This is a genomic window from Microvirga sp. (assembly GCF_014699075.1).
GTDB lineage: Bacteria > Pseudomonadota > Alphaproteobacteria > Rhizobiales > Beijerinckiaceae > Microvirga.
This window is the reverse complement of record NZ_JACXAB010000001.1, coordinates 296,767-317,532: the sequence shown is the minus strand read 5'-3', so window position 1 is coordinate 317,532 and position 20,766 is coordinate 296,767. Positions and strand designations below refer to the sequence as shown.

At 62.1% G+C, this 20,766-nt stretch carries 21 protein-coding genes and 1 tRNA gene; 13 read left to right on the top strand and 9 right to left on the bottom strand.

Annotated elements, in window-relative coordinates:
* Window positions 1-224: 224 nt before the first annotated feature.
* From IC232_RS01655 to IC232_RS01645, 3 genes are all read right to left on the bottom strand, one after another.
* Entirely contained in the window at window positions 225-1,187 is a 963-nt protein-coding gene (locus IC232_RS01655) for a PfkB family carbohydrate kinase (protein WP_190843141.1), read from the bottom strand.
* A gap of 74 nt (window positions 1,188-1,261) precedes the next feature.
* Entirely contained in the window at window positions 1,262-1,930 is a 669-nt protein-coding gene (locus IC232_RS01650; RefSeq protein ID WP_409564840.1) for a GntR family transcriptional regulator, read from the bottom strand.
* Window positions 1,931-1,932: 2 nt separating this feature from the next.
* Complete coding sequence (locus tag IC232_RS01645) at window positions 1,933-2,880, bottom strand: dihydrodipicolinate synthase family protein (RefSeq protein WP_190843139.1); 948 nt, start codon at window positions 2,878-2,880, stop codon at window positions 1,933-1,935.
* A gap of 78 nt (window positions 2,881-2,958) precedes the next feature.
* Here IC232_RS01645 and IC232_RS01640 point away from each other — a divergent pair, with 78 nt between their 5' ends.
* From IC232_RS01640 to IC232_RS01630, 3 genes are read left to right on the top strand one after another with little or no spacing between them, the layout of a single operon-like run.
* Entirely contained in the window at window positions 2,959-4,293 is a 1,335-nt protein-coding gene (locus tag IC232_RS01640; RefSeq protein ID WP_190843138.1) for an ABC transporter substrate-binding protein, read from the top strand.
* 42 nt (window positions 4,294-4,335) lie between these two features.
* Window positions 4,336-5,268: a carbohydrate ABC transporter permease gene (locus tag IC232_RS01635; RefSeq protein ID WP_190843137.1), complete on the top strand. Its 933-nt coding sequence runs from the start codon at window positions 4,336-4,338 to the stop codon at window positions 5,266-5,268.
* A 2-nt stretch (window positions 5,269-5,270) separates the two neighbouring features.
* Window positions 5,271-6,095 (top strand): carbohydrate ABC transporter permease, encoded by an 825-nt coding sequence (locus tag IC232_RS01630; protein ID WP_190843433.1) that lies wholly within the window; start codon window positions 5,271-5,273, stop codon window positions 6,093-6,095.
* Window positions 6,096-6,491: 396 nt separating this feature from the next.
* Here IC232_RS01630 and IC232_RS01625 read toward each other — a convergent pair.
* Window positions 6,492-6,581, bottom strand: a tRNA-Ser gene (locus IC232_RS01625).
* A gap of 372 nt (window positions 6,582-6,953) precedes the next feature.
* Between IC232_RS01625 and IC232_RS01620 the strand changes: the two genes are divergently transcribed.
* A complete protein-coding gene (locus IC232_RS01620; protein ID WP_190843136.1) occupies window positions 6,954-7,106 on the top strand; it encodes a hypothetical protein in 153 nt (50 codons plus the stop codon).
* Window positions 7,107-7,193: 87 nt separating this feature from the next.
* Window positions 7,194-7,853: a peptide-methionine (S)-S-oxide reductase MsrA gene (gene msrA / locus IC232_RS01615; protein WP_190843135.1), complete on the top strand. Its 660-nt coding sequence runs from the start codon at window positions 7,194-7,196 to the stop codon at window positions 7,851-7,853.
* A gap of 72 nt (window positions 7,854-7,925) precedes the next feature.
* On the opposite strand, the gene mepA is transcribed toward msrA, so the two are convergent.
* Complete coding sequence (gene mepA, locus IC232_RS01610; protein ID WP_190843134.1) at window positions 7,926-8,846, bottom strand: penicillin-insensitive murein endopeptidase; 921 nt, start codon at window positions 8,844-8,846, stop codon at window positions 7,926-7,928.
* A gap of 106 nt (window positions 8,847-8,952) precedes the next feature.
* The gene (locus IC232_RS01605) at window positions 8,953-10,113 is read right to left on the bottom strand and encodes an SDR family oxidoreductase (protein ID WP_190843133.1); all 1,161 of its coding nucleotides are present in this window, start codon (window positions 10,111-10,113) and stop codon (window positions 8,953-8,955) included.
* Window positions 10,114-10,293: 180 nt separating this feature from the next.
* Between IC232_RS01605 and IC232_RS01600 the strand changes: the two genes are divergently transcribed.
* From IC232_RS01600 to IC232_RS01580, 5 genes are all read left to right on the top strand, one after another.
* On the top strand, window positions 10,294-10,704 hold the full coding sequence (locus tag IC232_RS01600; protein ID WP_190843432.1) for a PRC-barrel domain-containing protein: 411 nt from the start codon (window positions 10,294-10,296) through the stop codon (window positions 10,702-10,704).
* Window positions 10,705-10,838: 134 nt separating this feature from the next.
* Entirely contained in the window at window positions 10,839-11,696 is an 858-nt protein-coding gene (locus IC232_RS01595) for a hypothetical protein (RefSeq protein WP_190843132.1), read from the top strand.
* A 352-nt stretch (window positions 11,697-12,048) separates the two neighbouring features.
* A complete protein-coding gene (locus IC232_RS01590; protein WP_246811992.1) occupies window positions 12,049-13,014 on the top strand; it encodes a DMT family transporter in 966 nt (321 codons plus the stop codon).
* Complete coding sequence (locus IC232_RS01585) at window positions 13,011-14,102, top strand: ATP-dependent RecD-like DNA helicase (protein ID WP_190843131.1); 1,092 nt, start codon at window positions 13,011-13,013, stop codon at window positions 14,100-14,102. The genes IC232_RS01590 and IC232_RS01585 overlap by 4 nt, the downstream gene beginning before the upstream one ends.
* Window positions 14,103-14,196: 94 nt before the next feature.
* Window positions 14,197-14,370 carry a DUF1328 domain-containing protein gene (locus IC232_RS01580; protein ID WP_190843130.1) on the top strand — a complete coding sequence of 58 codons (174 nt, stop codon included), beginning with the start codon at window positions 14,197-14,199 and terminating at the stop codon, window positions 14,368-14,370.
* Between the two features lie 92 nt (window positions 14,371-14,462).
* On the opposite strand, the gene IC232_RS01575 is transcribed toward IC232_RS01580, so the two are convergent.
* Window positions 14,463-15,296 carry a lytic transglycosylase domain-containing protein gene (locus IC232_RS01575; protein WP_190843129.1) on the bottom strand — a complete coding sequence of 278 codons (834 nt, stop codon included), beginning with the start codon at window positions 15,294-15,296 and terminating at the stop codon, window positions 14,463-14,465.
* A 140-nt stretch (window positions 15,297-15,436) separates the two neighbouring features.
* Here IC232_RS01575 and IC232_RS01570 point away from each other — a divergent pair, with 140 nt between their 5' ends.
* The 3 genes from IC232_RS01570 to IC232_RS01560 all read left to right on the top strand — a co-directional run bounded on the left by IC232_RS01570 (window position 15,437) and on the right by IC232_RS01560 (window position 17,425).
* Window positions 15,437-16,060, top strand: coding sequence for a hypothetical protein (locus IC232_RS01570; protein WP_190843128.1), 624 nt, complete (start codon window positions 15,437-15,439; stop codon window positions 16,058-16,060).
* A gap of 92 nt (window positions 16,061-16,152) precedes the next feature.
* On the top strand, window positions 16,153-16,578 hold the full coding sequence (gene arsC / locus IC232_RS01565; RefSeq protein WP_190843127.1) for an arsenate reductase (glutaredoxin): 426 nt from the start codon (window positions 16,153-16,155) through the stop codon (window positions 16,576-16,578).
* A 67-nt stretch (window positions 16,579-16,645) separates the two neighbouring features.
* Window positions 16,646-17,425 (top strand): SDR family oxidoreductase, encoded by a 780-nt coding sequence (locus tag IC232_RS01560; RefSeq protein WP_190843126.1) that lies wholly within the window; start codon window positions 16,646-16,648, stop codon window positions 17,423-17,425.
* A 17-nt stretch (window positions 17,426-17,442) separates the two neighbouring features.
* Here IC232_RS01560 and IC232_RS01555 read toward each other — a convergent pair whose 3' ends face one another.
* Together IC232_RS01555 and lepA are read right to left on the bottom strand one after the other, a co-directional pair.
* Window positions 17,443-18,678: an MFS transporter gene (locus IC232_RS01555; protein WP_190843125.1), complete on the bottom strand. Its 1,236-nt coding sequence runs from the start codon at window positions 18,676-18,678 to the stop codon at window positions 17,443-17,445.
* Window positions 18,679-18,944: 266 nt separating this feature from the next.
* A complete protein-coding gene (gene lepA / locus IC232_RS01550; RefSeq protein WP_190843124.1) occupies window positions 18,945-20,750 on the bottom strand; it encodes a translation elongation factor 4 in 1,806 nt (601 codons plus the stop codon).
* Window positions 20,751-20,766: the final 16 nt, after the last annotated feature.

The following is a 20,766-nucleotide window of genomic DNA, read 5'->3' as shown; positions in this document are numbered from 1 at the left end:
GCAGCGTGAGGCTAGGACCTCGCTTCCAATGCCCTTAGCCATTCCAGCCGCGCCTTTGTTCCCATCCGCCTGATAGCCTGCAAGGTCTAAATAGGTTGGTTTGCCTAAGTAGCATTGGGGCTGGCATAGGTTATGGTCGGGTGAGTGAATCTAGGCTTGAAAGAGTCTTCGAAACGCAGTGAATCTTGAATCAACTTTTATGAAGCCGCTTGAGGACGTGCGACTCACACGGCGCCGATCTCACCTTGGTTTGCTGCCATTGGGTGTGGAAAGGCCATGCGGCATCTTTCCAGCAGTTCCGGGAGACGAGGAGAACCAAGGCGCCCCCCGAAATGCTCGCACTTCATCGCTGCCGCGACGTTGGCTCTCTGAACCGTCTGTGCCAAGCTCCATCCGCTGACAAGGCCGTAGACATATGTGCCGTGCCAGACATCGCCGGCATTCAGGGTGTCCACTGCCAGAACAGGAATCGACGGGAACTCATCGGGGGAGCCTGCCGAGGCGCCGCGTTGCCATACCAATGCGCCTGCGGCACCGAGCGTCACTCCAACGACATCGGCATTGAGGTCTCCTGCTATCTCCTTCAATGCCTCTCGAGGTGAGTTGCTGGCTGCGAGGGTGAACAAGGCAGGCTCGGAGAACAACACATGATCTGCAAGGGCAGTCATCTCGCGGAGTGCTTCGGGGGACGAGACATCGGCGTCAAGAACAGTCGGTACGCCGTGACGGCGCGCTTCGCTAAGCAACGCCCTTGCCCCTTCAAGCCACCGCATGTCGACGAGAACGGCAGCCGCACCGGCAACTTCGTGGAGCGGAAGCCAAGTTGGATTGGGATCGAGTGACGGATCGGTATATGGTACAACCAGCCTTTCACCGAAGCTGTCGACGAGAATGGTCGAGAACGCCGTCCGAGCACCTGGGATCCTGCGGATCCGGTCGTTGCGAACAGTTTCCCGAGACAGGTCATGCAGGAAGCTATCGCCGGTTGGGTCATCGCCGACGCGCGCCCAGAGTTCGACGTTGCCGCCAAGGCGTGCGATGGTGGCTGCGGCGGCCGTCGCCATGCCTGAGGCCGCCTGAACGGCCTTTTCGGGCAGAACCTTGGTTCCATGGCCTGGTATTCGGTCGATCTTGAAGATGGTGTCCCAGAAGGCGCATCCGAGGCAGATTACTGGCTTCTGGTTCATCGTCCCTATCCAAAGCTATCGAGTACTGGTTTAGCCAACCTGTATCGTCTCTCGGTGCAACGAACCGGAAGCCGTTACTCGAGCCTGAGCGCTCGCGCCCGAGCATTCATGATGTGGGCAACGGACGCCTCAACCGCGGCCAAACTGTCACGGCGCTTCATGGCTGCGATGATAGCGAGGTGCTCCCGCATCACCGGAATCACAAGATCCTCATCAAGGCTCGTCTCGTTCTGACGAATGAGGCGGACCTTGATCCAGTTCACTCGATAAGCTCTCGAGATGATGTCGTTGTTGAGATCGTCGATAATCGTTTCGTGAAATTCCCGATCGACCCGCTGAGCATCGGCGACGAGTTTTTTCGTCAACCCGGTTTGAGCCGATGAGACAATCGATTGATGCGCAGCTTCGATCCGTCCGACTGCAGCATCGCTGGCGGTCTGCGTGAAGGAAGCGATTGCCTCCCGTTCCAGGATTAGCCGAAACTGAAATGCATTGCGGATCAACGCGATGTCCAGCGGTAGAATCTGCAATCCTCGTTGCGGAACGGTGACGATCAAGCCTTCCGCTTCCAGTCGTGGAATCAGTTCGCGGATTGCGCCGAGCGGTTGTCCCGTGAGGGTCACCAGTTCCCGCTGGGTCACGAACTGGCCAGGCTTGATCTCGCTTCGCAGCAACTGTTCGGTGAAGACGTCATAGGCCCGCTCACGCAGCTTGATTTCAGGGCGGTGAGCTGAGCGGACCATGCTCATGCCACGGCCTTGACCGCTTTCCCGAAGGGTTCGAGCAACGAAATGGCTCGTGCCGTGCTCTGCCCGTCCAATATCGAAAGCGGCGGCCTCGCAACCGCCCAGACCGGGTCTTGTCGCACATGAGCCACGAGAGCCTTCACCATGGGAACGATGGGATGTCGGCCGATCTCCATTACTAGTTCGACTATGCGAGGGTCGTCTCGACCGTTTTCCGCCAAGGCGGTCACGGCTTCGGGAAGAATGTTGGCCACACCGCATATGGATCCCGCGGCACCCGCAGCACACGCTCGGCCGAGATAGGTTTCATCACCCACAAGAATGTCGATATCGGGAAAGGCCTTGATCAGCGCGAACGTCGCCTCGGCATCACAACCGCTGTCTTTGATGCCTCTGATGGCAGCAGGGTAGCGCTCCTTCAAGCGGGATAAGATGGCATGGGACAGGGGAACACCAGTCATGCCGGGAATGTGGTAGAGAACAATGTCCCGCAGATTGCTGCCAACAGCCTCGAACACAGCCGAGTACCATTCGAGCACGGCATCGTCCGAAACAGAGCGGAAATAGAAGGGCGGTGCCAGCAGAACTGCATGTGCACCGCGGCGCAGGGCTTGGCTCGTGCTGTAAGCAGCCTCCTCCAGCGAGCAGGCGATCACACCCTCCACCAGTTTCTCCGCCGGGACACCATGGGCTACCATTTCCTTGGCGACGCGCTCGCGCTCAATAATACCGATGGAAGGGCCTTCGCCGGTTGTTCCGAACAGAGTCGCTGTCCGGCAGCCACGGGCAAGGCAGTCTTTGGCATGAGCCGCTAAGCGGGGAACATCCACTTTTCCATCTACAAAGGGGGTAACGAGAGCAGGGCTGATACCGAAGCTGAGCGACAAGGGAGCCTCCAGGAACAGTTCCGACACGAGGTCAAGCGACTGCTGTGTTGACACTAACATGTTACATGGTGCTTAATCGGTTGCAAGCACTGAAAAGGGTCCAAAGAGACCGTTACGTTGAAACACGGAGGACATGCCATGGCTGCAACAGGTGGATCAATTACGCGTCGTACCTTTCTCGCAAGCACCGCGGCGGCGACCGCATACGGTCTCGGTGGCGTGACACCTGCCTTTGCGGACGTGAACTGGAAGAAGTACGCCGGCACGAAAATCGGAGTGAACCTCATCAAGAGCCCACGCGGTGAAGTTCTGCAAAAGTACGAAAAGGAATTCACCGACCTGACGGGCATTCAGGTTTCGTCCGAGCAGACACCCGAGCAGCAGCAGCGCCAGAAAGCCGTGATCGAGTTGAACTCGGGAAGCCCGAGCTTCGACGTGGTTCACATCAGCTATCACGTGCAGAAGCGCCAGTTCGAGAAGGCCAACTGGCTCGCGGACCTGAACGCGTTCATGAAAAACCCCGAGTTGACGGAGGCTAGCCTCACCGAGAGCGACTTCTCTCAGGCCGGGCTGCTTTATGCGAAAAACCCGCAGGGTCAGATGTTGTCTCTGCCATTCTCGGTTGATTACTGGATGGTGTACTGGAACAAGGACCTTTTTGCCAAGAAGGGACTCGCCTATCCGCAGACCTTCGACGAGATGGTGAAGGTAGCAGAGGCGCTGACGGATCCGAAGGAGGGGACTTACGGTTTCGTCGCACGCGGCTTGAAGAATGCCAATGTTCCTGTCTGGACGAGTTTCCTCCTCGGCCAGGGCATCGATCCCGTCGATGCTAACGGAAATCTTATGACCGATTCGCCGGAGGCGATTGAGGCCGCGCGCCTATATCAGCGCCTTCTCACCAAATCTTCTCCCCAGGGCGTTGCAGGCTTCAACTGGTCCGAATGCCAATCGGCTTTCCTGCAAGGCAAGATCGGCATGTGGCTCGACGGCGTCGGCTTTGCACCTCCGCTGGAGGATCCGGAGAAGTCACGGGTCGTCGGCAAGGTCGGCTATGGCGTCATGCCCCGCGGACCGAAGGCACAGGCCTCGGCAACGTTTGGCGACGGCATCGGGGTTACTGCTGCAAGCAAGAACAAGGAGGCGGCCTATCTCTATTGCCAATGGGCGGTCTCGAAGCTGATGGGTGCGCGCCTGCTGCAGGCCGGCGGCGGCGTGCCGTTCCGCCAATCGATCCTCAACGACCCCGAGACCCGTAAAGGCGTGAAGATGCCGCCGGCTTGGATCGATGCGGTGGTGGAATCGGGCAAAATTAGCAAACTCGGCCTTCCTGTCATCCAACCGGTGACGGAGTTCCGCGACATCATCGGCATCGGCCTGACGAATCTGCTCGGAGGAGGGGATCCGGCTGTCGAGATGAAAAAGGCGACTGAACAGTTCAAGCCGGTCCTTGAGCGCAGCGAGAAGGCTTGATGCAATCCGGACGTGAGAAGATCAGCATGGTGGAGCAGTTGCATGGCCACCATTGCTGAACGCCAGGTCGCTCCTTTGGCAGGGACAGTCTCCGCCACGGGAGCCCGCCCGAAAACCGCCTACTGGCCCTTTGTTGTTCCCGCCGTGGCTGTGGTGGGATCAGTAATCGTTTTCCCGTGGGTCTTCACGGTTTGGATGAGCATGCATGAATGGACGGTTGGTGGAGCTCGGCGCTTCACCGGTTTGTCCAATTACATGCGTCTGGCGTCGGACGAGCGCTTCCTGACCTCAGTAGGTCACACGCTCGTCTATACCCTCCTCGCCGTGGTGCTGCCGTTGATCTTCGGCACTCTGGCAGCTCTCATTTTCAACTCGCGTCTACCGTTCCGGGGCGTTTTGCGCGGCGTGTTCGTCATGCCGATGATGGCCACGCCCGTTGCAGTCGCCCTCGTATGGACAATGATGTTTCATCCGCAACTGGGGGTTCTGAACTACCTTCTGTCACTGGTCGGGATTGGGCCTCAGGCCTGGGTCTTCAATCCCTCAACCGTGATCCCGTCGTTGGTTTTGGTCGAAACTTGGCAATGGACGCCGCTTGTCATGCTGATAGTCCTGGGGGGGCTCGCGGCTATTCCAACAGAGCCTTATGAAAGCGCGGCCATCGACGGAGCAACCGTTCTGCAACGCTTCCGCTACATCACGCTGCCGATGATTGCGCCGTTTCTGATGGTTGCCGTGATCATCAGAACCATCGATGCTCTGAAAAGCTTCGACATCATTTATGCCATCACCCAGGGTGGACCAGGCACCGCATCGGAAACAATCAATCTCTATCTCTACAGCGTCGCCTTCGCCTATTACGATGTCGGATACGGTTCAGCCATCGCGGTCGTGTTCTTCGCCATCGTCATCGCCCTGTCCCTCCTCATGCTCCATCTTCGTCAGCGCACGAAGTGGACCGACGTTCAGGCGTGAGCATGAGTTTTCGAAAAGCTGCCAATTCGCTCGGCCTGCTGTTTGTCGGCCTTGTGCTGGTTTCCCCGGCCGTTCTGTTCTTCCTCTGGATGGCTTCGCTCTCATTAAAATTCGAGGTCGATAACGCCGCTTACCCGCCTATTCTGATACCAGAAAGGTTCGCCTGGAAGAACTATACGGGCGTGTTCGAATCAAACCGTTTCGGCCTCTTCTTCCTCAACAGCCTGATCGTGACTGGGGCTGCAACTGGCCTTGCCCTCCTGATCGGCGTGCCTGCGGGTTATGGTATCGCCCGTATGAAGGCGACCAAAGCTGCCGTGGTCGTGCTCATTGCCCGCATGACTCCGGGGCTGTCGTACCTGATCCCGCTCTTCCTGCTGTTCCAATGGCTGGGGCTTATGGGCACTCTGGTGCCACAGATCATCGCCCACCTCGTGATTACGGTTCCGATCGTCATCTGGATTATGATCGGCTACTTCGAGACAACCCCGCTCGAGTTGGAGGAGGCAGCCGTCATCGATGGTGCTAATCGGTGGCATGTTTTTCGTTACATCGCGCTGCCTATTGCCAAGCCCGGCATTACCGTTGCCTTCATCCTTGCGGTGATCTTTTCCTGGAACAACTTTGTTTTCGGTATCGTGCTCGCGGGTCGGGAAACCCGAACCTTGCCCGTCGCGGTCTATAACATGCTGTCCTTCGAGCAGTTGAGCTGGGGTCCCTTGGCGGCGTCGGCACTGATCGTGACCCTGCCGGTCCTCGTGCTGACGATTGTTGCACAGAGACAGATCGTAGCCGGACTCACGGCAGGAGCAGTTAAGGGCGGTTAGGATCAATTCAGCGGAAGGATGAAGATCTGCAATGGTCGGCTCGGGTCAATCTTTAGGGCTGCCGCGATGATATTCCGGATCTCGGTATCGGACCGGATCTGTATGTCGCGGGCAGTGGGCGCATGGTTCCCCAGCAACTTTAGGCCCAGCAAGAATGGTGATAGACTGTTCATTGGACTAACCGCCAACGTTTCACCACGGTCAGGTTATAGTTTGGATCAAAATTGGCTGTCGCTTAGCCATCGTCAAATGCCTACGCCGACCCGCGAGTGACCCGTTGTCCGAAGTAGTCTAAGAGCGGCCACCTGAAGCCAAACTAAAAGTGGGGCAAATTGTGGGGCGGGCCCGGCTCGATTGGCAAACTGCCAGTCATGTCAAACCTTTAGTCTTAGGATATGGCGGAGGGAGCGGGATTCGAACCCGCGATACGGTTTCCCGTATACACACTTTCCAGGCGTGCGCCTTCAACCACTCGGCCACCCCTCCAGCGTGAGCCTTCTCGGCTCAGGAACCCTTGCCCACCATCCGGCAGGCAGTTCAGGTTCTCCGCTTCATCTGCGGAGCGCCCGTGTATCGCTAAATGTGGGCAAAAGGCAAGACCGAACTTATGACAAATCATCCGGAATCGCCTTTGCCATTGCCACAAAAAGGGCTAGATAATCTCCCCTCTGTTTGGAGAGGTATCCTCCCTTGAAGTTCTTAGCGCGTAGCCTTGGCCTTCTGCTCATTGCTGCAGGATTTGTCGGGTTGGTGATCGATGGAACACGCTCCATCGTCAACAATGCTGTATCGTTCGCTCCTATCGGGAAAGTGGCGGGTATTCTCTTTCCGGGAAGCATGGCCGGATTGGAGGGGGGAATGGCACAGCGCAGTTCCACATGGCTGTGGGAGCCGATCGCCACTTATGGCCTCCAGCTGCCTGCCTCGGTCACCGGATTCATCATCGGAGCCTTCCTGCTGTGGCTCGGCCAGAAGCCCCTCGAGCCCATCGGCTACCTGGCCGAGCGCTGAAGCCTTTCACGGCAAGGTGAGGCAAGCAGCCCCTCCCGTCAGAACAGCGCGATGATTATATAAGCGGGGTCACGCGAGGGATCCCCGATGTTCAGCTTCCGCAAACGCACCGACCTGCCGCAAGCCGCCGAGGCCCTGCCGGGGCGGTCGAGTCCCATCCCGACCGCGGAGCGGCATTTCATCAACGGCCGTCCGCTGCTGCCGCCCTATCCGGACGGTATGGAGAAGGCCGTATTCGGTCTGGGCTGCTTCTGGGGCGCGGAGCGCAAGTTCTGGCAGACGGGCGACGGCATCTGGATCACCGCCGCGGGCTATGCCGCCGGCATCACGCCGAACCCGACCTATGAGGAGGTCTGTTCAGGGCTCACCGGGCACAACGAGGTGGTGCTGGTGGTCTTCGATCCGAAGGTGATCTCCTACGACGCTCTGCTGAAGACCTTCTGGGAGAACCACGACCCAACCCAGGGCATGCGCCAGGGCAACGATGTGGGCACCCAGTACCGCTCCGGGATCTACGTGCACAACGAGGATCAGCGCAAGGCCGCCGAGGCCTCCAAGGCTGCTTACGCCCAAGCGCTTGCCGCCAAGGGCTACGGGCCGGTCACGACCGAGATCCTGGATGCAGGTCCATTCTACTTTGCTGAGGATTACCACCAGCAATACCTGGCCAAGAACCCGAACGGGTATTGCGGGCTGGGCGGCACCGGCGTGTCCTGCCCCATCGGCGTGGGCGTGGCGGCCGAATAGGCCGACCCTTCCATTTTCAAGACGCAGGAGAGCGGATCGACTCCGGCACGGGTCGATCCGCTTTCTTTTTATTCACGGCCCGTCAGGCGCCGCGAGAACGCTCCGGCACTCGTTGGGCAGCTGCGCCATGGTCAGAGGCGGGCGGGGCTTGCCCGGCTTCGGGTTCAGCATCTGGGGCGTGAACCAGCCCGCGAGCTCCGCTCCGCAGCCATCGCCGCCAGGCGGCGGGTCCTGGTCCGAGCACCCGGCATTGCCGGCCGGGCAGGCGAGGCGGATGTGGAAGTGATAGTTGTGGCCCCACATCGGCCGCACCTTGGCCAGCCAGCCACGGTCCGCGCCCGCCTCGCGGCAGAGCGCCTTCTTGATCGCGGGGTTCACGAAGATCCGGGCGACGCCACGTTCCTGGGCTGCCGCACGGATGAGGGCGGTGTGCTGGGGCGTCCAACGGTTCGGATCCACGTCGAGCCAGTCGTCGCGCACCATGTTGGTGGCCGACATCTCCTCCCGCTCGGCCCGGCTCAGGCGGCGGTTGGGCATGGGGGTGAGCCAGATGTCCGCATCGAGGCCGATCTGGTGCGAGGCGTGGCCCGTGATCATGGGTCCGCCGCGCGGCTGCGAGATATCGCCCACAAGAAGCCCCGGCCATCCGTTGACGGATGGAAGCCGTGTGGCAAACCTTTGCAGGAAGTCGATCAGCTGAGGATGGCCCCAGTTGCGGTTGCGGGACAGGCGCATGACCTGCCAGTTCTCCCCGTCGACCGGGATGGCCTCGGCGCCTGCAACACAGCCGCGGGCATAGCCGCCGATGGAGCGTGACTGCATGTCCGCCGGCGTGGTGCGGCGGCCGAAGAGCTCCTTCGCGGCCAGGTTCGGATCGCTCGGGTTGGCGAGCGGGGCTAAGGGCTTCGGGTTGAGGGTGCCCTTGTCCTGCGCGGCGGCAGAGCCGCCGATGACGAGAGCGAGCGCGATGGCGGAGAAGCGAATCGGGTTCATGCAGGAAGGCTAACCCGCATCCCGCGACTTCGGAATGTGCCGGTGGTGGCCATCTTGTCGCTCTTCAAGAAGAAGGGCCGGATGTGAGGTCCGGCCCTTGTTATGGTCAGTGTCGGGGTTGAGGGCGCCCCTCATAGGGCCCGCGCTGGCTCACATGGCCAGGGCCGAGGGTGCGCTTGTCGTGACCGTTGCCTGTGCGCCGCATGGTGGGCTGGTAGCGCGGCGTCGGGCGCTTGGCTTGGCGCCGGCGCTGTCCGCCGCTCAAGGATGGGATGAACAGCGCGGCGATGCCGGCAGCGACGCCGGCCAGAACGGCCGCCGTCACGAAAGGATGAAGCTGCGCCTCGAGCAGGAAGCTCGTCTTGCGCGGCTCGCCGGGCAGGGACGAGTACATGTCGCCATCCTCACGGGCCTGATAGAGGTTGTCGCGCATGCCGGGACGTTCCGGCTGATCCGTCGTCTGTGACCCGTAGCCGGTCCATTCCATGGCTTTGTCCATCAGGCGCGGAGCCACCTTGCCCATGGCGCCGATGACCCAGCCGCCGAACCCGACGGTGATCTCACGGCGCTGATGCTCGGCCGCGAACATGATCGCCTTGCCCACAAGGTGCGGATCGTAGGCCGGCGGAGGAACGGCGTTGTTCCGATCGAGATAGTTGCGGGCGTGCTCCACATAAGGCGTGTCGATGGACGACGGCTTGATCAGCGTGATCGCAATCGGAGCGTCCTGGTTCTCCAGCTCCATGCGCAGGCCATCGGTGAAGGCCTTCACGGCATGCTTGGAGGCGGAATACTGGGTCTGCAGGATCATGGCCCGCTCGGACAGGACGCTGCCCACATTGATGATGGTGCCGCCGCGGCGGCGCATGTGGTCGGCAGCGATCATGGAACCGTTGACCACACCCCAGTAATTCACGTCGAAGAGCTGCCGTTGATCCTCCATGGGGATCTCGTTGAGGTTGCCATACAGGGCGACCGCCGCATCGTTCACCCAGGTGTCGAAGCCGCCAAAGGTATCGATGGCCGTGCGCGCCACGCGCTCCAGATCCTCCCGCTTGCTCACATCCGCCGCCACCGCAATGGCGCGGGTATGGCCATGGCTGAGCTCATCGGCGATCTTGCGCAGGGCCTCCTCGTTGCGGGCGACGAGGACCAGACCTCTGGCCCCGCGCTCGGCGAACAGGTGCGCTGTTGCAAGTCCGATGCCGCTGGATGCGCCGGTGATGACGATGACCTGCTCCTCAACCGGCTTCTGGCGAACCGCCATGGCAATCTCCCTCATATCGTTCATTGCGGAAACGTTGATCAACGTGAGGGCGGTAAGGGGGTTCCTACGGCAGCGCTTCGCTCAGGAGCAAAGCCTTGGAAAGCTTGGAGAAGCGGGGCACGGAACCGGGTTTTCAACCCGAGCGTTGCCTTAGGATCTCACAGACGAAGGAGCGAGATGATGGAGACGACGGCACAGAGTGGCGACGTTCGCGAAACCCATAGCCTGATCGCCAGCGACAAGGTTGAGGGAACGCCCGTCCGCCGCTCGGACGGTGAGAAGATCGGGACGATCGAGCGCGTGATGATCGAGAAGCGGTCCGGCAAGGTGGCCTATGCGGTCATGAGCTTCGGCGGCTTCATGGGTCTCGGCGAGGAATACTACACGCTTCCCTGGGGCGTCCTGAAGTACAACACGGAGCTCGATGCCTACGAGCTGAACCTCAACGAAGATCAGCTGCGCGGCGCTCCCCGGCGCAGTGCGGAAGGGCACGATGCTTCTTACGATCGGGAATGGGAGGAGCACGTCCACCGCTACTACAATGCAACCCCTTACTGGGGTGCCAGCGACCCGATGAGCACGGGCCGGTAAGCCTCTTCAACGCGGACAAAAGAAATCGCCCGGTTTTCACCGGGCGATTTTTTATGCGCACGCGCCTGACGACAGGGAAGCCTATCCCGGCGCGTGCCGCATGGGGGTCTTAGCGCCTGGACTTCGACGGGCTCTTGCGGGAGCTCGACGAACGGGAGCTGGACGAACGCTTGGCGACCTTGCCCGACTTCTTCGTGGAAGAGGTCCGGCTCGTAGCAGCGGCAGCGCGCTTGGGCGCCGACTTGGAGCTGCTGCGCGACTTGGACGCCGAGCTGCGGGACGAGGACTTCACCGCGCCGCGGCTGGAGCTGCGCGAGGCCGTCTTCTTGGCCGAAGAGCGCGATGCGCCGGAGCGAGCCGACGAGGACTTGCGGGAAGCCGACGAGCTCGACTTGGCCGAAGCCTTCTTTGCGGTCGTCTTCTTGGCAGCGGTCTTCCTAGCGGTCGTCTTCTTAGCAGCTGTCTTCTTGGCGGTGGTCTTCTTGGCCGCCGACTTGGGGGAAGACTTTGCCGAGGTTTTCTTGGCAGCGGTCTTCTTGGCCGTGGTCTTCTTAGCAGCCGTCTTCTTCGCCGTGGACTTCTTGGCGCCGGACTTGGCCGAGGACTTCGATGCCGACTTCGAGGTCGACTTCGCAGCCGTCTTCTTGGCCGTCGCCTTCTTGGCGCCCGAGCTCTTCGAGCCCGACTTCTTGGTGCTGGACGAGCCGCTGCGCGAGCTGCTCTTCTTCGCGGTCTTCTTGGTGCTGGTCGCACCGGTGTCACCCGTGAACAGCATCGTCAGCGGGTTCTTGGTATCTGTCGGCATTGCCGCCTCCTTCAAGGGCCTTCGCGTGCAACCGTCACGCTTGCAAGGCAACGTCGTTATACCAAGGGGGTTCCGAATAACGGAAAGTGTAGACAGTAGAACGCGCACTTTTTCTGTGGATATGTTGCTCGACGCTGCTCTCTTCACTTGCCGATGCAAGACTCAATATCGGGTGCAGGATGAGTGAGTTAGAGTCGCTTGCAGAGAGGACGCGGCATGGTCGATCAACTTGGAAGGCCGTCGCATACTGTCGAAAAAATCATTTACTGTCAGATGCTTATATGATGTCAAAAGTTGATCTTCTCCAGCGCGCGAGTATTCGAACATCTTCAAGAACGTTCAACATCGCGGTGCAATCCTCCTCACTTGGAGAGGGAAGATCAGGGCCTTTCACGAGTCCGATGCCGCGCTCCGACACCGCGCGAAAAAAATCGTCTCTTCGGCATGACGTTCGGCATGAAAGCGACGGTTCGAGCCGAGAATCATGTTCGATGACTCATCGTGCGGGGTGTTGTCTGCCGACTTGAAGGCGATCAATCATGCGCGCCTTGGTCGCTGGAGGTCTGGTGTCGATGAAGGCTTCACGCGAGGGAAGCGGCGGGGTAAGCGGAAGGGACATTCACATCGTCCGGTCCATCGTGCCCCAACGCAGCATCCTTGCCGTCGTCCTCTGGATGAGCGGCGCGCTCCTCGCCTTCTCGGCAACCGCCATCGCCGTGCGCGCGCTCGCGCCTGCCTTCTCGATCTTCGAGATGCTGGCGGTGCGCAACGGTGCCGGCGTCCTGATCCTGCTCGCCCTTACCCTCGTCAGGCCGGAGCTCAGACCCGGCTTGAAGCCGCGGCGCTTCGGCCTGCATCTCACGCGCAACGTCCTGCATTTCGCCGGCACGGACGGATGGGCTTTCGGCCTCACGCTTCTGCCGTTAGCAACCGTCTTCGCGCTCGAGTTCACCACGCCGGCCTGGGTGGCGCTGCTGGCGATTCCGCTGCTGAAAGAGACGATGACACGAGGCCGATTGGTGGCTGTCATCCTTGGATTCATCGGCATTCTCGTGATCCTGCGGCCCGGCCTGGAAACCTTGCAGCCGGCCAGTTTCCTGATGCTCGGAGTGGCTTTCAGCTTCGCGCTCGTGGCCATCATGACCAAGCGTCTCACGATGACCGAGAGCACCTTCTCGATCCTGTTCTTCATGAACCTCCTGCAACTGCCCATGAACCTCGCGGGCGTGCGCCGGGCCTTCTGGTTGGAGGTGCAGTCGTCCCACGTGTTGCCCCTGATCGGCATCTCTCTTGGCGGCCTGCTCGCCCATTACTGCCTGACCAACGCCTATCGTCAGGGCGATGCCACGATGGTCGTGCCCCTGGACTTCATGCGCATCCCGCTGATCGCCTTCGTCGGCTGGCAATTCTATGGCGAGCCGCTCGATCCCTTTGTCTTCCTGGGAAGCTTCTGCATCATTGTCGGCCTCCTCTATTCTCTTCACCGCGAGGCACGAACCGTATGACCTGGTCGCCGCAACAGGACGCCGCCCTGAAAGCCGTCGCCGAGTGGCTGCGCCGCGGCGATCGCCCGGTGTTTCGCCTCTTCGGCTATGCCGGCACCGGCAAGACCACGCTCGCCAAGCATATCGCCGAGCATGTGGACGGCGAGGTGGCCTTCGGCGCCTATACGGGCAAGGCGGCGCTCGTGCTGCGCACGAAGGGCTGCACGGATGCCTCCACGATCCACTCGATGATCTACAAGTCGCGAGAGTCGGACGAGAACGGCCCGCAATTCGTCATCAACCGCCAGAGCCCGGCCTCCAAGGCCGATCTCATCATCATCGATGAATGCTCCATGGTGGACGAGGAACTGGGACGCGATCTCCTGTCCTTCGGTCAGCCGGTCCTTGTGCTCGGCGACCCGGCGCAGCTGCCTCCCGTCAAAGGGGGCGGCTTCTTCACGGAAGGCGAGCCCGACGTGATGCTCACGGAGGTGCATCGCCAGGCCAAGGACAATCCGATCATTCATCTCTCGATGCAGATCCGTGAAGGCGGGCGTCTCGAGCCGGGCATCTATGGCGAGAGCCGCATCATCCGCCGTCGCGAGATTGATGCCGCCGCCGTCATGGCAGCCGATCAGGTGCTGGTCGGTCTCAACAAGACGCGGCGCCTCTACAACACCCGCCTGCGCGAGTTGAACGGCTACCGGGACCCGATGCCGGCGGCTGGCGAGAAGCTCGTGTGCCTGCGCAACGACAAGACCAAGGGCCTGCTCAATGGCGGCACCTGGAGCATCCAGGCCCTGCGCGGCATCCGCAACGACTTCATTCGCATGGACGTGCTGCCCGACGACGATGCCCGCCGCCGCTCGGTGGAAGTGGCCGTGCACAAGGCTTTCTTCGAGGGCACGGAGGAGGAGGTGCCGTTCGTCCTGCGCAAGGAATCGGACGAGTTCACCTACGGCTACGCGCTGACCGTGCATAAGGCCCAAGGCTCGCAATGGGACGACCTTGTGCTCTTCGACGAGTCCTTTGCCTTTCGCGAGCATCGCAGCCGCTGGCTCTACACGGCCCTGACCCGGGCCGCCGAGAAGGTCACCGTTGTGGTCTGAAAGGCGATGTCCGGCGTCCCAGTGCTATCGGGAACCCGATCAGGCTTGAACGCTTATGGTAGAAGCTGGACAGTAAGCTGCAGGAGTTGCCGACATGCTCAAATGGGCTCTGATCTTTCTCGTCGTATCCCTCGTGGCCGGCGCCCTGGGCTTCACGGGAATCGCCTCGGGGGCGCGCAGCATCGCCAAGGTGTTGTTCGGCATCTTCCTGCTGATCTTCGTGATCTTCATCCTGCTCGCCTGGGGCGCGGGCGAACTGTTCTTCTAGGATGCTTTAACCCGCTCGCTGGGCCGGATCCGCGCTCAAGGCTGATCAATCGCAGGAAAAGGGCGGGCTTGGAGCCCGCCCTTTTCCGAATGTCACTGGCTCGCGAAAGCCGATGTATCTTCGCCCGCGAGCTTCTTTGCATAGAAGGCGATAGTCTTCGAATAGACCTGCGACTTGTTCCAGGCGCGGATCGCTTCGAAGTTCGGGGAGCCTGGCTCCCAATCCGCGCCTTTCACCCAGCCATGACCGCGCAGATAATTGGCCGTGGAGGCGAGCACGTCCGCCGGGCTGCGCAGGAGATCGGCGCGTCCGTCGCCGTCGAAATCGACGGCGTACTTGACGTAGGACGACGGCATGAACTGCGTCTGCCCCATCTCGCCCGCCCAGGCTCCGCGCATCTCGGCCGGAGACAGGTCGCCTTTATCGACGATCCTGAGAGCGTCGAACAGGTGAGCCTTGAAGAAGTCGGATCGACGGCAATCGTAGGCCAGCGTTGCAACCGAGCGGATGACCGGCAGGTTGCCGCGCACGGCACCGAAATCGGTCTCCAGCCCCCAGATCGCCACCAGCACCGGTCCCGGCACGCCGAAGCGCTGCTCGATGCGCTGGAGAGTGCCCGCATGCCGCTGCAGCATGTTGGCACCGCCCTTGAGGCGTCCGGCAGAAACCATGCGGCCGGCGAACTGCTCGAAGCTCTGCTTGAACACGCCCTGACCGCGATCCCTCTTGATCACACTCTGATCAAACGTGACGCCGGACAGGCCCTGCCGGACGGCCTGGGCCGAGATGCCCTGCGCCACGGCTTCCTGCCCAATGTCGTCGAGCCACTTCTCGAAACCGGCGGGATCCCGGCAGGTGGCAGCGGTCGCTTGGCCTGCCGCGAGCAGGGTGGCGGCGATGAGCGAGGCGCGTATGAAGGCCTGCATGAAGTCTCTCCAGGTTCATGATCGTTCCTGAGCGAGGTAGGGCCAATCTCCTGTAACTCAAGATCACGGCCCTTGAGGCAACCGGAGCAGTTCCCGCGCGTTGCCATGAAGATGAGGGGTTGTCCCAGTGGGAGGATCGAGTGCGTAGCGTCAAATCCTGGCGAGCAGGGGCATTCCAAGCCGCAACCCTGGTTCTGCTACTCTCTGCCGCTTCCAGCGTGCAGTCTGCGAACGGGCCACTCGACCAACCGATGAGCAGCGAGCCTGTGCAGGTGAGCTTCGATCCCATGATCCGCCAGACTTCTGTGAAGGGTGCCGTCCCGTCCGGCCTCTGCTTCTCCTTCTCGCTCCCGGAGGAATGGCGCTCGACCGCTCAGGGGCTGAAGGCTGCCCGCTCCGACGTCGAGATCGGCATCGGCCTTCGCTCCGCCGGCGAGCTTCGCGACATGCCGCAGCCCGATCTCGCGAGCCGCGACGCGGCCTTCCTGCAGAAGGACTACGAGGAGCTTCTCGGACGTCCGGCGCAATCGGTCTCCCTGTCCGCTCACGGGAAGGCGGCACGCTGGTCCGCAACCTGGATCGACGCCAACCTGCCGAGCGCCTCGCAGAGCATGACGGTCGAAACGCTGATCGTGCCGCTCTCGGGCGAATGGGTGCTCGAACTCTCCTTAAGTGGCGTCGAAAGCCAGGCGGCCCATGACGCGCTCGCGCAGCGCCTTCTCACGCGATTGCAGGTGCAGGGCAGGGCAGCCTGCCAGGGCTGAAGCACGCCTTGACGCTTGATGGGTTCATGATTCACCTCTAGCCATTGAGCACGGCCCGCAGAAGCGGGAATGCGCGACGACAGGGTTTGGCCATGGACGTGATCATCTACCACAATCCCCAATGCGGCACCTCCCGCAACACGCTTGCGATGATCCGCAATGCGGGGATCGAGCCGCACATCGTCGAGTACCTGAAGTGCCCGCCCACGCGCCTGCTCCTGCGCCAGCTCATCGACCGCATGGGTGTGAGCGTTCGCGACGTGATCCGCGAGAAGGGAACGCCGTTCCAGGACCTCGGTCTCGACGATCCCTCCCTCACCGACGATCACTTGCTCGACGCCATGATGGAGCACCCGGTCCTGATCAACAGGCCCATCGTGGTCACGCCGCTCGGCGTCAGGCTCTGCCGTCCCTCGGAAACGGTGCTCGACATCCTGCCGCCGCAGCAGGGCGAGTTCGTCAAGGAGGACGGCCAGCCGGTGGTCGATGCCGCGGGGCGGCGCGTCGGCATCGCCTGAAAGGCTGGAACAAGCTGGCGCTCCTCCGGTTCAGGAACAGACGATCCCATCACCGGAGGAACGGCACATGGAACTTCAAGGCAAGGTCGCGCTCGTCACGGGCGCAGGATCCGGCATCGGCAAGGCGGCGGCTCTGCGCTTTGCGCGTGAAGGCGCCATGGTCGGCGTGCTCAGCCATACGGAAGACGAGATCCGTAAAGTCGCGCAGGAGATCGAGCAGGCCGGAGGCAAGGCCATTCCGCTCGTCGCCGACGTAGCGAGCGAGGCCGAGATGCAGAAGGCCGTGGCCGATCTCGTCCAGGCCTACGGACGCCTCGACATCGTCTTCGCCAATGCGGGCATCAATGGCGTCTGGGCGCCGATCGACGAATTGCAGCCGGCGGAGTGGGATCGCACCATCAACACGAACCTGCGCGGCACCTACCTGACCATCCACTATGCGGTGCCGCACCTGAAGACAGCGGGCGGCTCGATCGTCATCACCGCCTCCATCAACGGCACGCGCACCTTCACGAGCGCGGGCGCCACGGCCTATTCCGCCACCAAGGCCGCCCAGGTGGCGATGGCCCAGATGCTGGCGGTGGAACTCGCCAAGCACAAGATCCGGGTGAACGTGGTCTGCCCGGGCAGGATCGGCACGCAGATCGCGGAGAACACCGACAAGCGCAACACCGAAGAGGCGGAGGTTCCCGCCGAATACCCTGCCGGCCCGATCCCGCTTACCGGCGAGGAGCCAGGCACCAGCGAGGAGGTGGCGGATCTCGTGCTCTTCCTTGCGTCTGATCGCGCCCGCCACATCACCGGCACGCCGGTCTGGATCGACGGCGCGCAGTCGCTTCTGGTGTAAGTCGCGAACTGGAGGCGCTAATGCGCCTCCAGCTGCGTTCCCACGGGAACGGTGGGCTCCGGCACGAAACTCTCCTTCGCCTCCGTAGGCGGTGCGGCGCGCTGGATGCTGCGATAGGCGCCCCAGATCGCCATGAGCAGTTGGGCGATGACGAAGACATAGACGAGCCCCAGGCGTCCGAACGGGGTCATGGCCGCACCTGCAATGACGGGCCCGATGGCGGCACCGAAGCCCAGCAGGATCAGGAGGCCGCCGGCGGCAGCCACGAACTCGCCGGGCTTCACCATGTCGTTCACATGCGCCGTGACGATGCTGTAGGTGGGGATCACGCTGCCGCCGAAGATCGCCACATAGATGAAGAGCAGCCAGGCCGGCACGGTGAGCGGCACGGAATGGATGAGCACCAGCAGGATCGAGGCCGCCATGGCGGCCGTTCCCATGATCACGTGGCGGCGGTCCATGCGGTCTGAAAGCCACCCGAGCGGCCACGTTGTGAGAAACCCGCCGAGCGTGCCGCAGGTCATGAAGAGCGCGATTTCCGTGGTGTCCAGGCCCCGCTCCTGCGCCCAAAGCGGGCCGAGCGCGAAGAACGAGCTGGTGGTGATGCCGCACAGAACCGCCGCCACCACGCCGAAGGGCGATTGCCGGTAGAGTTGCATCAGGTTGATCCTCGTGTCGCTCACCGCATGGGCCGGGGCGTTCGCCCGCGACAGGGCGGTTGGCACGAGAGCGAGCGAGATGAGGATAGCCACGAAGCAGAACAGCCGGAACCCATGCGGGTCGCCCGCCGGCAGGAGCATCTGCCCGCCGATGCCGGCTACCAGACCCGTCATGCTGTAGAGGCTCAAGGTCTGCCCGCGCGTCTGCGCCGTCACGGAGGCATTGAGCCAGCTTTCCACCACGATGAAGAGTCCCGCAAAGCAGAAGCCGGTGACGGCTCTTGCTGCGATCCACACGGCCGGGCTGATCACGAGCAGATGCAGCAGCACGGCCGAGGAAGCCACCGCCGCAAGGGCCGAGAACGCGCGTGTATGCCCCACCTGATGGATCACCCGTCCGGCCCAGAGGGAGCCCAGGACGATGCCACCCCAGAAAGCCGCAGCGACGGCGCCGATCTCGGTGGGCGTGAATTGCTCGATGCTCCCGCGCACGCTGAGGAGCGTGCCCTGCAGGGTATTGCCGACCTGCATGAGCGCATAGCCGAGAAGAAGGGCGAAGAGGGTCGGCAATGTGGTCCGCAGGGACGAAGTCATGGGCTCTCCTCGTGAAGCGAGATCCTGTGGCTTGGATACGCGGCGCATGGGAGCCTGGGCCTCCCCACTGGGCGTGCCAAATCCCGGCGTCGCGTGACCCCGCTCCTCGGCGAATAACAGTAGAGAGACCAAGCCCCGTGCCTGGGTTGAACTCTGCGGGGCAGGGGATGTTCCAATGTTCGATTATGCAGGGCCGTCGCAAAGAAAAAGGCCCAGCTGCGAGTGAGCTGGGCCTGTTTGGCTTCAACGATGGGGCAGAGGGCGGCTCACGTATCCATCTTCAGCGCGGCGATGAAAGCTTCCTGCGGGATATCGACCTTACCGAACTGGCGCATCCGCTTCTTGCCTTCCTTCTGCTTGTCGAGCAGCTTGCGCTTGCGCGAGGCGTCGCCGCCGTAGCATTTGGCGGTCACGTCCTTGCGCAGCGCCCGGATGGTCTCGCGGGCGATGATCTTGCCGCCGATCGCCGCCTGCACCGGGATCTGGAACATGTGCGGCGGAATCAGTTCCTTCAGCTTCTCGCACATGGCGCGGCCGCGGCCTTCCGCGCGGTCGCGGTGGACCAGCATGGAGAGCGCATCGACAGGCTCGGCATTGACCAGAACCGACATCTTCACGAGGTCGCCCTCGCGGTAGTCGGAGATATGGTAGTCGAACGAGGCGTAACCCTTCGAGATCGACTTCAGGCGGTCGTAGAAGTCGAACACGACCTCGTTGAGCGGCAGGTCATAGACCACCATGGCGCGCTTGCCGACGTAGTTCAGGTCGATCTGGACGCCGCGCCGCTCCTGGCACAGCTTGAGCACGGAGCCGAGGTAATCGTCAGGCGTGAGGATCGTGGCGCGGATCCACGGCTCCTCGATGGTTTCGATCTTCATCACGTCCGGCATGTCGGCCGGGTTGTGCAGTTCGATGGTGGAGCCGTCGCGCAGCTTCAGGTGATAGACGACGGAAGGCGCGGTGGAGATGAGGTCGAGGTTGAACTCGCGCTCCAGACGCTCTTGGATGATCTCGAGGTGCAGCAGCCCGAGGAAGCCGCAGCGGAAGCCGAAACCGAGCGCTGCGGAGGTTTCCATCTCGTAGGAGAAGCTCGCGTCATTGAGGCGGAGTTTCCCCATGGCGGCGCGCAGGTTCTCGAACTCGGCGGCGTCCACCGGGAAGAGGCCGCAGAACACCACCGGCTGCACGGGCTTGAAGCCCGGAAGCGCCTGGGCCGTGGGCTTGCGCTCGTCCGTGATGGTATCGCCGACACGGGTATCGGCCACTTCCTTGATCGAGGCGGTGAAGAAGCCGACCTCGCCGGGGCCGAGCTGCGCCAGCTCGGTCATCTTCGGGTTGAACACGCCGACGCGGTCGAGGCTGTAGGAAGCGTTGGTGCCCATCATCTTGATGGTCGAGCCCTTCCTCATGGACCCGTCGATGATGCGCACGAGCACGACCACGCCGAGATAGGCGTCATACCAGGAATCGACCAGGAGAGCCTTCAGCGGCGCGTCAGGGTCGCCCTTCGGTGGCGGCAGCTTGGTGACGATGGCCTCCAGCACGCCCTCGATGTTGAGGCCGGTCTTGGCCGAGATCGGCACGGCGTCCGAGGCGTCGATGCCGATCACCTCCTCGATCTGCTCCTTGATCCGGTCCGGATCGGCGGCGGGCAGGTCGATCTTGTTGAGAACCGGGACGATCTCGTGGTTGGCGTCGATGGCCTGGTAGACGTTGGCGAGCGTCTGCGCCTCCACGCCCTGGGAGGCGTCGACCACCAAGAGCGAGCCCTCGCAGGCGGCGAGCGAGCGCGAGACCTCGTAGGCGAAGTCCACGTGGCCGGGTGTGTCCATGAGGTTCAGGATATAGGTCTTGCCGTCCTGCGCCTTGTATTCCAGGCGCACGGTCTGCGCCTTGATGGTGATGCCGCGCTCGCGCTCGATATCCATGTTGTCGAGCACCTGCTCCGTCATCTCGCGGGCAGTCAGCGCCCCGGTGGTCTGGATCAGGCGGTCGGCGAGCGTGGACTTGCCGTGGTCGATATGGGCCACGATGGAGAAGTTGCGGATATTGTCGAAAGTGCGAGCGGTCATCAGTAAACTCTGGCGG